At 58.7% G+C, this 13,192-nt stretch carries 18 protein-coding genes; 12 read left to right on the forward strand and 6 right to left on the reverse strand.

The window, feature by feature from the left end; genetic code table 11:
* The 8 genes from AC1D19_RS28860 to AC1D19_RS28895 form a co-directional block, all read left to right on the forward strand.
* On the forward strand, positions 1 to 426 hold a 426-nt coding region (locus AC1D19_RS28860), incomplete at its 5' end, for an NAD(P)(+) transhydrogenase (Re/Si-specific) subunit beta (protein ID WP_477765395.1).
* 213 nt (positions 427 to 639) lie between these two features.
* Positions 640 to 2,133, forward strand: a complete 1,494-nt coding sequence (locus tag AC1D19_RS28865) for an acetyl-CoA hydrolase/transferase family protein (RefSeq protein WP_008018492.1) — start codon at positions 640 to 642, stop codon at positions 2,131 to 2,133.
* A 319-nt stretch (positions 2,134 to 2,452) separates the two neighbouring features.
* On the forward strand, positions 2,453 to 2,668 hold the full coding sequence (locus AC1D19_RS28870; RefSeq protein WP_108218709.1) for a DUF1127 domain-containing protein: 216 nt from the start codon (positions 2,453 to 2,455) through the stop codon (positions 2,666 to 2,668).
* A gap of 258 nt (positions 2,669 to 2,926) precedes the next feature.
* A complete protein-coding gene (locus AC1D19_RS28875; RefSeq protein ID WP_477765414.1) occupies positions 2,927 to 3,136 on the forward strand; it encodes a DUF1127 domain-containing protein in 210 nt (69 codons plus the stop codon).
* Positions 3,137 to 3,278: 142 nt separating this feature from the next.
* Positions 3,279 to 3,599, forward strand: a complete 321-nt coding sequence (locus AC1D19_RS28880) for a DUF2388 domain-containing protein (RefSeq protein WP_477756308.1) — start codon at positions 3,279 to 3,281, stop codon at positions 3,597 to 3,599.
* A gap of 107 nt (positions 3,600 to 3,706) precedes the next feature.
* A complete protein-coding gene (locus AC1D19_RS28885) occupies positions 3,707 to 4,024 on the forward strand; it encodes a DUF2388 domain-containing protein (RefSeq protein WP_477765396.1) in 318 nt (105 codons plus the stop codon).
* A gap of 27 nt (positions 4,025 to 4,051) precedes the next feature.
* Complete coding sequence (locus AC1D19_RS28890; protein WP_108231768.1) at positions 4,052 to 4,372, forward strand: DUF2388 domain-containing protein; 321 nt, start codon at positions 4,052 to 4,054, stop codon at positions 4,370 to 4,372.
* Entirely contained in the window at positions 4,369 to 6,330 is a 1,962-nt protein-coding gene (locus AC1D19_RS28895; protein ID WP_477765397.1) for a DUF7844 domain-containing protein, read from the forward strand. The genes AC1D19_RS28890 and AC1D19_RS28895 overlap by 4 nt, the downstream gene beginning before the upstream one ends.
* A gap of 153 nt (positions 6,331 to 6,483) precedes the next feature.
* On the opposite strand, the gene trpA is transcribed toward AC1D19_RS28895, so the two are convergent.
* Together trpA and trpB are read right to left on the reverse strand one after the other, a co-directional pair.
* Positions 6,484 to 7,296: a tryptophan synthase subunit alpha gene (gene trpA / locus AC1D19_RS28900; protein WP_477756637.1), complete on the reverse strand. Its 813-nt coding sequence runs from the start codon at positions 7,294 to 7,296 to the stop codon at positions 6,484 to 6,486.
* Positions 7,296 to 8,531, reverse strand: a complete 1,236-nt coding sequence (gene trpB / locus AC1D19_RS28905) for a tryptophan synthase subunit beta (protein ID WP_477759755.1) — start codon at positions 8,529 to 8,531, stop codon at positions 7,296 to 7,298. Before trpB ends, trpA begins: the two co-directional genes overlap by 1 nt.
* Before the next feature lie 124 nt (positions 8,532 to 8,655).
* Here trpB and AC1D19_RS28910 point away from each other — a divergent pair, with 124 nt between their 5' ends.
* The gene (locus AC1D19_RS28910) at positions 8,656 to 9,549 is read left to right on the forward strand and encodes a LysR family transcriptional regulator (RefSeq protein WP_477759756.1); all 894 of its coding nucleotides are present in this window, start codon (positions 8,656 to 8,658) and stop codon (positions 9,547 to 9,549) included.
* Here AC1D19_RS28910 and AC1D19_RS28915 read toward each other — a convergent pair.
* Positions 9,546 to 9,869: an ElaB/YgaM/YqjD family protein gene (locus tag AC1D19_RS28915; RefSeq protein WP_150728191.1), complete on the reverse strand. Its 324-nt coding sequence runs from the start codon at positions 9,867 to 9,869 to the stop codon at positions 9,546 to 9,548. The two genes, AC1D19_RS28910 and AC1D19_RS28915, sit on opposite strands and share 4 nt — an antisense overlap.
* A gap of 157 nt (positions 9,870 to 10,026) precedes the next feature.
* On the opposite strand from AC1D19_RS28915, the gene AC1D19_RS28920 reads away from it, so the two are divergent.
* Positions 10,027 to 10,242, forward strand: a complete 216-nt coding sequence (locus AC1D19_RS28920) for a dodecin (RefSeq protein ID WP_008002152.1) — start codon at positions 10,027 to 10,029, stop codon at positions 10,240 to 10,242.
* Positions 10,243 to 10,363: 121 nt separating this feature from the next.
* Positions 10,364 to 10,585 (forward strand): DUF1161 domain-containing protein, encoded by a 222-nt coding sequence (locus AC1D19_RS28925; RefSeq protein WP_477765398.1) that lies wholly within the window; start codon positions 10,364 to 10,366, stop codon positions 10,583 to 10,585.
* 68 nt (positions 10,586 to 10,653) lie between these two features.
* Here the strand turns inward: AC1D19_RS28925 and AC1D19_RS28930 are convergent, their stop codons facing one another.
* Entirely contained in the window at positions 10,654 to 11,655 is a 1,002-nt protein-coding gene (locus tag AC1D19_RS28930) for an LLM class flavin-dependent oxidoreductase (protein WP_477765399.1), read from the reverse strand.
* 392 nt (positions 11,656 to 12,047) lie between these two features.
* On the opposite strand from AC1D19_RS28930, the gene AC1D19_RS28935 reads away from it, so the two are divergent.
* Positions 12,048 to 12,281, forward strand: a complete 234-nt coding sequence (locus AC1D19_RS28935) for a DUF1161 domain-containing protein (RefSeq protein ID WP_477754111.1) — start codon at positions 12,048 to 12,050, stop codon at positions 12,279 to 12,281.
* A 4-nt stretch (positions 12,282 to 12,285) separates the two neighbouring features.
* Here AC1D19_RS28935 and AC1D19_RS28940 read toward each other — a convergent pair whose 3' ends face one another.
* Together AC1D19_RS28940 and AC1D19_RS28945 are read right to left on the reverse strand one after the other, a co-directional pair.
* Complete coding sequence (locus tag AC1D19_RS28940; RefSeq protein WP_477754112.1) at positions 12,286 to 12,708, reverse strand: PA0061/PA0062 family lipoprotein; 423 nt, start codon at positions 12,706 to 12,708, stop codon at positions 12,286 to 12,288.
* A gap of 41 nt (positions 12,709 to 12,749) precedes the next feature.
* Positions 12,750 to 13,172, reverse strand: a complete 423-nt coding sequence (locus AC1D19_RS28945) for a PA0061/PA0062 family lipoprotein (protein ID WP_477765400.1) — start codon at positions 13,170 to 13,172, stop codon at positions 12,750 to 12,752.
* Positions 13,173 to 13,192: the final 20 nt, after the last annotated feature.

The raw sequence follows: 13,192 nt of genomic DNA on the forward strand, positions 1-13,192 counted from the left end.
CAGCATGCGCTGAAGGAACTGACCGAGAAGCTGACCCATCGCGGCGTGACCGTGAAGTACGCGATCCACCCGGTTGCCGGTCGTATGCCCGGCCACATGAACGTGTTGCTGGCCGAGGCCGAAGTGCCTTACGACCAGGTGTTCGAGATGGACGACATCAACTCCGAGTTCGGCCAGGCCGACGTGGTGCTGGTGCTCGGTGCCAACGACGTGGTCAACCCGGCCGCGAAGAACGATCCGAAATCGCCGATTGCCGGCATGCCGATCCTCGAGGCGTTCAAGGCCAAGACCATCATCGTCAACAAACGCTCGATGGCCAGCGGCTATGCCGGCCTGGATAACGAGCTGTTCTACCTGGATAAAACCATGATGGTGTTCGGCGACGCGAAAAAGGTCATCGAAGACATGGTCAAGGCCGTCGACTAACCTTCTGCGGCACACAGAACGCCCCGACTCGTCGGGGCGTTTTTGTTTGCGCAAATCGTCGGACAAACTATTCTTTTGTTACCGATCCGGTAACGGTGTTTTGCTTGAAAGGCCCGGAATAGACGCCTCGATTGCGACCTTGGTAGCGGGACAGAAGCTGGCGCAATTCACTAGACTGCACGTCCTGCTACCTGTTGCCCGAGATAACAATCCATGTACCGTGACCGTATTCGCCTGCCTTCGTTGTTGGACAAAGTGATGAGCGCTGCCGACGCTGCCGCTCTGATTGAGGACGGCATGACCGTCGGCATGAGTGGCTTTACTCGCGCCGGCGAAGCCAAGGCCGTCCCCCAGGCGCTGGCCGAGCGCGCCAAGGTCACGCCGCTGAAGATCAGCCTGATGACCGGCGCGAGCCTGGGCAACGACCTCGACAAGCAGTTGACCGAAGCTGGCGTGCTATCGCGACGCATGCCGTTTCAGGTCGACAGCACCCTGCGTAAGGCGATCAATGCCGGCGAGGTCATGTTCATCGACCAGCACTTGTCGGAAACCGTGGAGCAATTGCGCAACCAGCAATTGAAACTGCCGGACATTGCCGTGATTGAAGCCGTGGCGATCACCGAGCAAGGGCATATCGTGCCAACCACCTCGGTCGGCAACTCGGCCAGCTTCGCGATTTTCGCCAAGCACGTGATTGTCGAGATCAACATGGCGCACAACCCCAACCTCGAAGGCCTGCACGACATCTATATCCCGACCTATCGTCCGACCCGCACCCCGATTCCATTGGTCAAAGTCGACGACCGCATCGGCAGCACTGCCATCCCGATTCCAGCGGAAAAAATCGTTGCCATCGTGGTCACCAACCAGGCTGACTCGCCCTCCACTGTGCTGGCGCCGGACGCCGAGACCCAAGCCATTGCCGACCACCTGATCGACTTCTTCAAACAGGAAGTGGCAGCCGGACGCATGACCAACAAGCTCGGCCCGCTACAAGCCGGTATCGGCACCATCGCCAACTCGGTGATGTGTGGCCTGATCGACTCGCCGTTCGAAGACCTGACGATGTATTCCGAGGTGCTGCAGGATTCGACCTTCGACCTGATCGATGCGGGCAAGCTGAGTTTTGCTTCGGGCAGTTCGATCACCCTGTCGAGCCGGCGCAATGCCGACGTGTTCGGCAATCTGGAGCGCTACAAGGACAAACTGGTCCTGCGTCCGCAGGAGATCTCCAACCACCCTGAAGTCGTGCGCCGCCTCGGCATCATCGGCATCAACACCGCCCTGGAGTTCGACATATATGGCAACGTCAACTCCACCCATGTCTGCGGTACACGGATGATGAACGGCATCGGTGGCTCGGGCGACTTCGCGCGCAACGCGCACCTGTCCGTGTTCGTGACCAAGTCGATCGCCAAGGGTGGTGCGATCTCCAGCGTGGTGCCGATGGTGAGCCACGTTGACCATACCGAACATGACGTCGACATCCTCGTGACCGAAGTCGGTCTGGCAGATCTGCGAGGCCTGGCACCGCGGGAGCGTGCCCGGGTCATCATCGACAAGTGCGTGCACCCGGATTACCGCCAGGCGCTGAATGATTACTTCACCGCCGCATGCGCCATCGGCGGGCACACCCCGCACATTCTGCGTGACGCCTTGAGCTGGCACATAAACCTGGAAGAAACCGGGCAAATGCTGAAGAAGTAATTGGTACAGATAGCAGCTGGCGCAAACACAGTTTCGTCAGCTTGCTCTTGCCTCTTCGCAATATGAAAAAAACTGTACTGCTGTACCGGTCATTTCCTAGGGAAAATTCCTACCCCATCGGACAAAAACAGCAATTTCGCACCTTAATAGTGCGGACAGGTACAGTTGCCTCTATTTCGACCAGTACACCCCCTATAAACAGTTAACTGAGCCCTCACAATACAGATGAACTGTATCTACAGGGACTAGGCAAACGAGAGGATCATGGGCACCAGTTAAACCACTACCTAATCCCGCCATAAGCGGAAGGATGACCACCATGGAACGTACACTCAGTTCCGATCTGTTCTTTCAAGACACTGCTGCAAAAACCCAGGCTTCCCTGCCTCTGCGCGTTATCGCCAACCTGATGCTGTGGCAGCGCCGCATCACCAGCCGCCATCAACTGGCTCGCCTGGACTCGCGTCTGCTGGCTGACGCCGGGATTAGCGAAGCACAACGCTACGAAGAGCTGAGCAAGCCGTTCTGGCGCTAAGTTAGCGTCGCTGGCTCTGACCTGAAGGTCCACCGCCAGCAACCCGAATTGAAAAAACAAGACCCGTCGTGGGAAACCACGACGGGTTTTGTCGTTTTGGCCTGTCAAATCCGGTCTGACAGTAGGGAATCCTCAACACCAGTACAGTTTGCAAAAAGCACTAACTGAATGAGTACAATATTGCCGTAGTGTGTCTGTAATGGATATTCGGCGGGTGTCAGCATGAAGCTCTCCACTTATCAGGACAGGGACCGCGCCATGAATTCTTTACGGGATGTTTCCAAGCCCGAAATTCAATCGAGACCTTGCCTGAACTGGGTCAGAGATCTGTTAACAGGACTGTTCGCTAGTCTCGAAAGGGCGAGAACACGACGTTTACTGGCTCAACTCGATGATTGTCAGATATCAGATCTTGGTATCAGCCACGCCGACCGCATCAATGAATTGGATAAACCGTTCTGGCGCTGACTTCCTGTTTGCATGACGGGCTGTTCGAACTGACACACTCAGGCCTAATATCAAACCAGAACGTGGCGAGCGCCAAGCGCCTGGCGTCTGACTTTGCAGACACTGCGCCATTTTTCAATTGGTTTACACAAAGGAGTTACCCATGTCCCGTCTCCGTCTGCTCAGCGCTGCAGCCCTGTTTGCCGTAGCTGCCAGTGCCCAAGCCAGCAGCTTCATCGTGACCACGGATGCTGTCGTCAATGCACTCAAAGCCACGTCCGATGCGACTACCGATGTCGTCTCGTCTTCGTTCAAGGATGACAAGATCGTCCTCGCGGCCCGTGACGACGCTGCCAGCTTCGTCGCCAGTGAAGGTTCCATCCGCGGCGTGAAACTGGAAAGCGCCATCGACCACATTCACCGCCAGGCGCCACAGCTGAACGCAACCGACGCCCAACTGGCGCAAGCGATCCTGACGATCTAAACGACTGCACAGACATGGGGCACGCCCGGCGCGCCCCAATGTTTCGACGCTGGCTCTAGATCGGGCCTTGCGCTAGCCTTGGGACTCATTTTCACCTGTCGAGTCTCATGCGTTTTCCTTCAAGTCTCTTGATCGCTCCAGTCTTTCTTACCCTTGGTTACTGCGGATCGGCCCACGCTTATGACGCCTTCAATCTGTCCACCCAAGGCATCGTCGCCAGCGGTTACGCCACAAGTTTGGTGACCAGCGCCCCCTTCGACCATAAACTGCTGCTCGCCGCCCAGGATGACGCTGCGGCATTCATTGCCAGTGATGGCCAACTGAGAGGCGCACGACTGGAGTCGGTCCTGCGGTATCTGCGCCGATCCCAGGCAAAACTTCATGCCAGCGACCTTGAACTGGCACAAGCAATTCTCGTCCAATAGTTATCCCTGTTTTTCTGGAGTCGTTCCATGCGTAACCCGCTGATTGCTGCCACCTTAGGCCTGCTGCTGTTGGCCGATGTGTCCCAGGCACATACTCTGGTTGCCACCAGTAACATGCTGATCCGCGCCACCCAGCGCACCCTCGATTTCACCTCCGACACCACCACGTCCATTCGCGATTCGAAAATCGTGCGCGAAGCCCAGGACGACGCCGCCAGTTTCGTTGCCAGCAATGGCGACATTCGTGGCGCTCACCTGGAATCCGCCTTCGATTTGCTGCGCACCCGCGTGCCGGAAGCCCGTGACGCCAGTGACCAGGACCTCGCCGAAGCCATCCTCGCACTGTGAAGCGTCCATGCGCCTGGCTGCTGGCCGGGGCCCTGTTGCTGCTCGGCAACACGGCCCACGCAGGCCTTCAGTTACAGCTCAAGACCGAAGGCCTGACGCCCGCGCAACAGCAAGCCAGCCAGGCGTTGCTCGATGAAGCCATGCAGGCGCTGCCGCCACGCTTTATCGAGCAACTCGATCGACGCATCGACGTCGGCTGGACCGATGACATGCCACGCAACGCCTACGGTCAGGCATCACTGGTGTCCGAGCTCGATCTGAACCGCAACCTGCTGGCCGGCCTCACCGATGGCAGCGCCGCGACGAGGAAAACCCATCGCCCCCATGGCACCGTGCGCCGGGAAATGCTGGCCACGGTGTTGCACGAGCTGACTCACATCTACGATCGCTCACGCCTGTGGCCGGATGCCGAGCGCAAGCTGATTCAACGCTGCACCCAGCGCAACAACAGCTCAGGGTTGGTTGGCATTCCCGACCAATGCCGGGGCCAGTCGGATCGGCGTTTTACCCTCAGTGATGATCCACGCCTGCTCGATCTCGCCGGTTGGCAGCAATACGTAGGCCGTCGCGGTGAACGCGAACAGCACAACCGCCAGATTGCCCGTAGCCCGGACATCTACGAGACCAGCAGTCCAAAGGAATTCGTCGCGGTCAACATGGAGTATTTCCTCCTCGACCCGAGCTACGCCTGCCGCCGACCCGCACTGTACCGCTACTACAAGGAACATTTCGGTTGGGCGCCCGCTACCAAAAACACCTGCAATAAAACCTTCGCTTTCCTCAATGCCGGCAACGACTTCGCCAGGACACCTTTGGGCCAGGTCGATCCGGAGCGGGTGTATGCCATTGACTATCTGTTGGCCGAAGCTAACCAGAACCTGTTCAGCCGCTGGGGCCACAGCATGTTACGCCTGGTGATCTGCGCGCCGGGCCGACCACGCGGACCGGATTGTCGACTGGACCTGGACCAGCATCTGGTGCTGTCGTACCGCGCCTTCGTCGGCGACGTACAGCTGTCGAGCTGGGATGGCCTGGTCGGTAAATACCCGTCGCGGCTGTTTATCCTGCCGCTGTCCCAGGTCATTGACGAATACACCAAGACCGAACTGCGCAGCCTGGCCTCCGTACCCCTGAACCTGTCGCGCAACGAGATTGAAGACGTGGTGGGACGTGCCGCCGAGATGCACTGGAGCTATGACGGCAACTACTTCTTCCTGTCGAACAACTGCGCGGTGGAAGAGCTGAAATTACTGCGTGGCGGTACCAATAACCCGCAATTGGTGGGACTCGACAACATCATGCCCAATGGTTTGCTGGAAGTGCTGAAAGGCCGCGGGCTGGCGGACACCAGCGTGCTGGACGACCCGCGGGAAGCCTTGCGCCTGGGTTATCGTTTCGACTCCTTCCGCGAGCGCTATCAGGCCATGTTCGAGATCCTGAAAAAGCACTTGCCGATCAAACAGGAAACCGTCGAAGACTGGCTCGAATTGAAAGCCGCGGAGCGTCGGCAATGGTTCGAGCAGGCCGATTTGCGCACCAGCGCGGCGTTGCTGCTATTGGAACAGGCCAGTTTCCGTCAGCAATTGCTGCTGGCCCAGGATGAAGTGAAGCAGCGTTATCTGGGCGCCCGAGAGCTGAAGAATGGCGGCATGGACAAGGCCAACGAGACGCTGAAGGACATTCTCGCCAACAGTGGTTTCCTCAGCCGGCCGGCGGAGCTGCTGGGCACTAACGGTTATGGCTTGCCGCAACCAAGCGAGTGGGAGCATCTGGAAGCGGAAAGCAGCCAGCGCCAGAAGCAGCTCCTGGCCCTGTCCGGGGATCTGGACAAGGAAGTGAGGGCATTGCTTGAGCCGAGCCGTGCCGCCGAGATGGCCGCCAACGAGGCCAACGTGAAGCAGATTGGTGAGCACCTGCGCAAACTGCACAAGGCGTCGGGCGGGATAGAGCTGCCTTGAGACCGCAACCTTGTGGGTGCTTGCTCCCAAAAGGTTTACAGCGGTTAGCCACACACAGCAAAAAGGGCTTCAGAACACAGTCCTGAAGCCCTCGGTCTTGCTGTTTAGTCTGTGCCGCGAGGCTCTAATTCCTCTGTATCAGGAACTTTGCCTTCAGCTGACGCGGGCTTTACGCACGCCATCGGCCAACGCAGAGCACAGGCTCAGCACGCCATCCACGGCTTGTTCCGGGGAGGTGGCATTGGCGATGTGATCGATCAACGCTGAACCCACCACAACACCGTCGGCCAGACGCGCGATGGACGCCGCCTGTTCCGGAGTCCGGATACCGAAACCGATGCTGATCGGCAAGTCGGTATGGCGACGCAGACGGGCGACCGCTTCCTCGACGTGTTCCAGCGTGGCGGCACCGGCGCCGGTCACACCGGCCACCGAGACGTAGTAGACGAAGCCGGAGCTACCGTTAAGAACGGTCGGCAGGCGCACATCGTCGGTGGTTGGCGTGGTCAGGCGGATAAAATCCAGGCCCGCGGCCTGCGCCGGGTCGCACAGCTCACTGTTATGTTCAGGCGGCAGATCGACCACGATCAGGCCATCAACCCCGGCCTCTTTGGCTTCGGCAATGAAGCGCGGTACGCCGTACATGTGGATCGGGTTGAAGTACCCCATCAGCACCAGCGGCGTTTCGTTGTTGTCCTGGCGGAACTCGCGAACCATTTGCAGGGTTTTCGCCAGATTCTGCTTGGCACCCAACGCACGGATGTTGGCGAGCTGGATGGCCGGGCCGTCAGCCATCGGGTCGGTGAAGGGCATGCCCAGCTCGATCACGTCGGCGCCCGCCGCTGGCAAGCCTTTAAGGATTGCCAGGGACGTGTCGTAGCCCGGGTCGCCGGCGGTCACGAAGGTCACCAGGGCGGCACGGTTTTGTTCCTTGAGTTCGGCAAAACGCGTTTGCAGGCGGCTCATCAGTGTTTCTCCTGCTTGGACTGCTGTTGCTGAGAGTGTTCCATATGGTGCATCACGGTCTGCATGTCTTTATCGCCACGGCCGGACAGGTTGACCACCATCAGGTGATCCTTTGGCAGGCTCGGTGCGCGCTTGAACACTTCAGCCAGGGCATGGGCGCTTTCCAGGGCAGGGATGATCCCTTCCAGGCGACAGCACTGGTGGAACGCGGCGAGGGCTTCGTCATCGGTCACCGAGGTGTACTGAACGCGGCCAATGTCGTGCAACCAGGCGTGTTCCGGACCGATGCCCGGGTAGTCGAGGCCGGCAGAGATCGAGTGGGCGTCGATGATCTGGCCATCGTCGTCCTGCAGCAGGAAGGTGCGGTTGCCGTGCAGGACGCCCGGCACGCCGCCATTCAGGCTGGCCGCATGCTTGCCGGTCTCGATGCCGTAACCGGCAGCTTCAACGCCGATGATCTCGACGCTCTTGTCGTCGAGGAACGGGTGGAACAGGCCCATGGCGTTGGAACCACCGCCAATGCACGCCACCAGGCTATCTGGCAGACGGCCTTCCTGGGCTTGCAGTTGCTCACGGGTTTCCTTGCCGATCACGGCCTGGAAGTCGCGGACCATCGCCGGGTAAGGGTGCGGACCGGCCACGGTGCCGATCAGGTAGAAGGTGCTGTCGACGTTGGTCACCCAGTCACGCAGGGCTTCGTTCATCGCATCTTTCAGCGTGCCGGTGCCGGCCACCACCGGGATCACTTCGGCACCCAAAAGCTTCATGCGAAACACGTTGGCCTGCTGACGTTCGATGTCAGTGGTGCCCATGTAGATCACGCAATCCAGACCGAAGCGCGCGGCGACGGTGGCAGTGGCCACACCATGCATGCCGGCGCCGGTCTCAGCGATGATGCGCTTCTTGCCCATACGCCGCGCCAGCAGGATCTGGCCGATGCAGTTGTTGATCTTGTGCGCGCCGGTGTGGTTCAGCTCTTCGCGCTTGAGGTAGATCTTCGCGCCGCCACAGAACTCGGTCAGACGCTCGGCGAAGTACAGTGGGCTTGGACGCCCGACGTAGTCGCGCTGGAAGTAGGCCAGTTCCTCCTTGAATGCAGGGTCTTCCTTGGCCAGCTCATATTCACGGGCCAGGTCGAGGATCAACGGCATCAGGGTTTCGGCAACGTAGCGGCCGCCGAACGCGCCAAACAGGCCGTTGGCATCAGGGCCGTTGCGCAGATTAGTCTGGGTCATTTGGCGCTCCAGTTGAATGCGTGAAGTGATGCATAAAGAGATAGTGGGCTTCACTCTACCCCTGACGCCCCGGCCTGAAAACCGATAAGATCGCCACAACCTGTCAGGAAAACTCACAGATCCCATGAGCCATGACCTTCCTCCGCTAAACGCGCTTCGCGCCTTCGAAGCCACTGCCCGCTTGAACAGCGTCAGTCAGGCGGCCGAGCAGTTGCACGTCACCCATGGGGCCGTCAGCCGGCAACTCAAGGTGCTTGAAGAACACCTCGGCGTTAGCCTGTTCATCAAGGACGGACGCGGCCTGAAACTCACAGATGCCGGGTTACGCCTGCGTGACGCCAGCAGCGAAGCCTTCGAGCGCCTGCGCAGCGTTTGCGCTGAACTCACACAAAGCACAGCCGATGCGCCATTCGTGCTCGGTTGCTCGGGAAGCCTGCTGGCGCGCTGGTTTATCCCGCGACTGGGGCGGCTCAATGCCGACCTGCCGGACTTGCGCCTGCACCTGTCGGCCGGAGAAGGCGATCTGGATCCGCGAAGACCGGGGCTGGATGCTTTGCTGGTATTTGCCGAGCCACCCTGGCCGGCGGACATGCAGGTTTTTGAGCTGGCCAGCGAACGTATCGGTCCGGTGATGAGCCCTCGGTTCGTCGGCTATGAACGGCTCAAGCAAGCGCCGGAAACCGCACTGCTGAACGAACCCTTGCTGCACACCACTTCACGCCCGCAAGCCTGGCCGAACTGGGCGCAACCACGGGGCCTCGACGCCAGGGCGCTGAAGTACGGCCAGGGATTTGAACATTTGTATTACTTGCTGGAGGCCGCCGTCGCGGGTCTGGGCGTGGCGATTGCCCCCGAACCTTTGGTGACGGAGGACTTGAAGGCCGGCCGCCTGGTTGCACCTTGGGGCTTCAGTGAAACCCCGGCGCAACTGGCGTTGTGGCTACCCAAGCGCGCCGCGGACGGGCGCGCCCGGCAACTGGCGCAGTGGCTCAAGAACGAGCTGCGTCGAGCGGATTAATCACGCTTGCACAACAGATAAGCGGCCAGCAGGCCCAATGCGCCCACGGCGACACCGGCTGTTGTCCAGGGGTGTTCCTGGGCGTAGTCCCGGGTGGCAATCCCGGTTTCGCGGGTTTTGACCTTGACCTCCTCATAAGCATCGGCAAGCAGATGGCGCGAGTGCTTCAAGGCATTTTCGGCGTTGCTTTTCAGGGTATTGAGGGTTTTACGCGACTCGTCCGAGGCGTCGCCCTTCAGGCTTTCCAAAGACTTGAGCAGACTCTCGATCTCGGCTTCCATGCTTTGCAATGAGGCTTTGCGTAACGAGGTGTTGGCCATGGTGGCTCTCCTGCAATGGTGATGAGTGGCGTGTGTTGGTTGGGACTTCATGGGTTCAAGAAAGTGCAGAAAATATGAACTTCACACTCAGAACGGCCAACAGAAGAAATAGGAAAAATCACTGCTAGGCTGTAATTCACACGCCGAGGAGAACGCCATGTCTGACCATCACACCTACAAGAAAGTCGAGCTGGTTGGCTCGTCCACCAGCAGTATCGAAGATGCGATCAACAACGCGCTGGCCGAAGCCAGCAAAAGCATCAAGTACATGGAATGGTTTGAAGTGACCGAGACCCGCGGGCACATCAGGGACGGCAAGGCTGCGCACTTTCAGGTGACCTTGAAAGTCGGGTTCCGGATTGCCAGCAGCTGACTTTGGGCTAGTCTTCTGAACTTGCACGCCGGCCGAATGCCATAGGGAATGGCAAAGCACTACATGAGTGCGTCCGGCTGACGGCTGGTTACCCCTATGATCCGACCAGGGAATGCAACCGATGAAGAAGTTTATGTTGGCGGTAGGTTTGTTGAGCCTTGCGGGGAGCGCATTGGCGGGCGGCAAGTCATGCGAAGAGTTGAAAGCCGAAATCGCAGCGAAACTTGATACCAAGGGCGTTTCCGGATATTCGCTGGAGATTGTCGATAAAGGTGCCGCTGCCGGCGGGAAAGTGGTCGGTAAATGCGAGGCAGGCGCCAAAGTGATCGTCTATAAAAAGTAGACCGATTCCCACTTGAATGAAAAAGCCGACGCCAGGGCGTCGGCTTTTTCATGCTTGCTGTTTGAGTATCAGCCTCGCATGACCTGCGCCAACAACTCGTAGGAATGTACGCGATCCGCATGTTCGTACAGGTCACAGGTGAAAATCAGCTCGTCAGCCTGAGTCTGTTCGATCAAAACCTCGAGTTTGGCGCGAATTTTCTGCGGGCTGCCGATCATGGCCAGGCCAAGGAAATCGTGCACAGCCTCTTTTTCATGGGGCAGCCACAGGCCGTCCATGGTCTTCACCGGCGGACGCTGTACCAGGCTTTGGCCACGCATCAGGGCGAGAATCCGCTGGAACACCGAAGTCGCCAGGTAATCGGCCTGCTCGTCGGTATCGGCTGCCACCAATGGCACACCGAGCATCACGTAGGGTTTGGCCAAAACGGCTGACGGTTTGAAGTGATTGCGGTAGACCCGAATCGCTTCATGCATGTAGCGCGGTGCGAAATGCGATGCGAAGGCGTAGGGCAAACCACGCTCACCGGCCAGTTGTGCACTGAACAGGCTCGACCCCAACAACCAGACTGGCACATTGGTCCCGGTGCCCGGCATGGCGATGATGCGTTGGTCCGGTGTACGTGGCCCGAGGTAGCGCACCAGTTCCGCCACATCTTCCGGGAAATCGTCGGCGCTGCCGGAGCGTTCGCGGCGCAGCGCACGTGCGGTCATCTGGTCGGAACCGGGCGCGCGACCCAGGCCCAGATCGATCCGGCCCGGATAAAGGCTTTCCAGGGTGCCGAACTGCTCGGCGATCACCAACGGTGCGTGGTTGGGCAACATCACCCCACCCGAACCGACTCGAATGGTCGACGTACCACCGGCCAGATAACCGAGCAGTACCGAAGTCGCGGAACTGGCGATGCCGTCCATGTTGTGGTGCTCAGCCACCCAGAAGCGGTTGTAACCGAATTTCTCGACGTGCTGCGCCAGGTCCAGCGAATTGCGCAGCGACTGGGCCGCGCTGCCGTTCTCGCGCACCGGCACCAGATCGAGGGTCGAGAACTTGATATCGGACAGTCGTTTCATAAACCTGCTTCTCCAATTGAGGGCGCAGGTTTGTTCTTGCGAACGCAAACCTGCCGAATCCAAAAGCGTGTTCATGCAATGTGGGCATATACCCGAGTTTCAATAGCCCGGTAAAAAATCCATCGAAAAAAGCGGATTGATCGGACAGGTCTGCCCGGTGTCCAACGTGCGGAATGCGAAGATCAGATTGGAGGCAACATTGGTCGGCTAGATTTTCGTTGAGAACAAGAGATCGCTGCCTTGAGCAACCTGCCGGGATCATTCGGCAAAAAGTGCTCACGTCTGCGATCTTTTTTGCGTCGCGACAGATTTGCCCGCTAAAACTGTGGTCGAATAAACGACAGCAGCGAAAACCCACGACTGTGCGTGCTGCCTCAAAGGAGCTTCAAACCATGAAACGTTTTGCCTTGGCGGTTATCTGTTGCGCACTGGCCGCTTCGGCCCTCGCAGCGCCGAAACCCTGCGAAGAACTCAAGGCCGAGATCGAAGCCAAGATCCAGGCCAGTGGCGTCACCGCCTACACGCTTGAAATCGTCACCAACGACGAGGTCCACGACCAGAACATGGTCGTTGGCTCGTGCGAAAACGGTACCAAGAAAATCATCTACCAGAAGAACAACCGCTGACCACTCACATCAGGCAGTAAGACTCTCGATCTTCTGCAACGATCTCCCGCTTGGCGTTGTATAGCCTGGCTTCAGGGATGAAGGCAATCGAGCGGCCTTCAAGCACATAACGTTGGCCGGCTTCGAAATGATCGAAGTTGATGGTCAAGTAACATATGCGTTCAGAAGGGCCGCCCATCATGTTCAAGCCCCCGCCACCAGGTACTTCGAAGTCGAAGCGGACGATCAGTTCATGGCTGCCGGGCATAACCTCAAAATAACGCCCGTCGGCCAAGCGCTGTTTATCCAGACGCTCGGCCATCAGCAATTTATCGTTAGGGAAGGGCGTGGAAAAATCGACCCAGGCCATCTTTGGATTAGCCGTCGGCATCGGGCTCTGACAGCCAGCGACAATGCTGGCAACCAGCAACAGCATCAACCTGTACATGATGAATGTCCCAAGGGGTTATGCATTCAGCATAACGCCGATCAGGAGTGTTGGCAGCCCGCAGGCGTGCCTTGGCCAATCACTTTTCGCTGTTGATCGTAGAGTTTCGCCCAAGGCCGAAAGCCGATGTTCCCCGCCTGTAACCGATAACGCTCGCCCGCGTTGAAGTCGTTGAATTTCACGTTCAACTGGCAATCGCGCCACAACGGTTCGGCATCAGGGCCGATGTTGGTAGGCTGGACCGAGAATTGGTAGCGGACCGTCAACTCATGGCTACCGGGCTGGACCTGGAAATAGCGTTTATCGTCGGTGGCCTTGTCATCGACCTCCAGCGCTTGCAGCTTCGTATCTTCTTGCTTCGACTCCAGGTCGATCCAGGCTTGCGCAGGATCAGGGCGGGGTAGTCCGAAAAAAGCACAGCCGGCCAGCATCAGCAGGCCTCCTGTCAGCATCAACATGCGCATAGCGGAGCTCCAGTCAGGCG

It is taken from the genome of Pseudomonas sp. P1_C12 (genome assembly GCF_056406435.1).

Bases quoted from the DNA above. Each gene is read 5' to 3' on its own strand.
- AC1D19_RS28910 (WP_477759756.1), top strand. From the start codon at position 8,656: ATGAGCCATGACCTTCCTCCGCTAAACGCGCTTCGCGCCTTCGAAGCC.
- AC1D19_RS28875 (WP_477765414.1), top strand. From the start codon at position 2,927: ATGAATTCTTTACGGGATGTTTCCAAGCCCGAAATTCAATCGAGACCT.
- AC1D19_RS28880 (WP_477756308.1), top strand. From the start codon at position 3,279: ATGTCCCGTCTCCGTCTGCTCAGCGCTGCAGCCCTGTTTGCCGTAGCT.
- trpA (WP_477756637.1), bottom strand. From the start codon at position 7,296: ATGAGCCGCCTGCAAACGCGTTTTGCCGAACTCAAGGAACAAAACCGT.
- AC1D19_RS28935 (WP_477754111.1), top strand. From the start codon at position 12,048: ATGAAACGTTTTGCCTTGGCGGTTATCTGTTGCGCACTGGCCGCTTCG.
- AC1D19_RS28915 (WP_150728191.1), bottom strand. From the start codon at position 9,869: ATGGCCAACACCTCGTTACGCAAAGCCTCATTGCAAAGCATGGAAGCC.
- AC1D19_RS28885 (WP_477765396.1), top strand. From the start codon at position 3,707: ATGCGTTTTCCTTCAAGTCTCTTGATCGCTCCAGTCTTTCTTACCCTT.
- trpB (WP_477759755.1), bottom strand. From the start codon at position 8,531: ATGACCCAGACTAATCTGCGCAACGGCCCTGATGCCAACGGCCTGTTT.
- AC1D19_RS28925 (WP_477765398.1), top strand. From the start codon at position 10,364: ATGAAGAAGTTTATGTTGGCGGTAGGTTTGTTGAGCCTTGCGGGGAGC.
- AC1D19_RS28870 (WP_108218709.1), top strand. From the start codon at position 2,453: ATGGAACGTACACTCAGTTCCGATCTGTTCTTTCAAGACACTGCTGCA.
- AC1D19_RS28940 (WP_477754112.1), bottom strand. From the start codon at position 12,708: ATGTACAGGTTGATGCTGTTGCTGGTTGCCAGCATTGTCGCTGGCTGT.
- AC1D19_RS28890 (WP_108231768.1), top strand. From the start codon at position 4,052: ATGCGTAACCCGCTGATTGCTGCCACCTTAGGCCTGCTGCTGTTGGCC.
- AC1D19_RS28930 (WP_477765399.1), bottom strand. From the start codon at position 11,655: ATGAAACGACTGTCCGATATCAAGTTCTCGACCCTCGATCTGGTGCCG.
- AC1D19_RS28920 (WP_008002152.1), top strand. From the start codon at position 10,027: ATGTCTGACCATCACACCTACAAGAAAGTCGAGCTGGTTGGCTCGTCC.
- AC1D19_RS28865 (WP_008018492.1), top strand. From the start codon at position 640: ATGTACCGTGACCGTATTCGCCTGCCTTCGTTGTTGGACAAAGTGATG.
- AC1D19_RS28945 (WP_477765400.1), bottom strand. From the start codon at position 13,172: ATGCGCATGTTGATGCTGACAGGAGGCCTGCTGATGCTGGCCGGCTGT.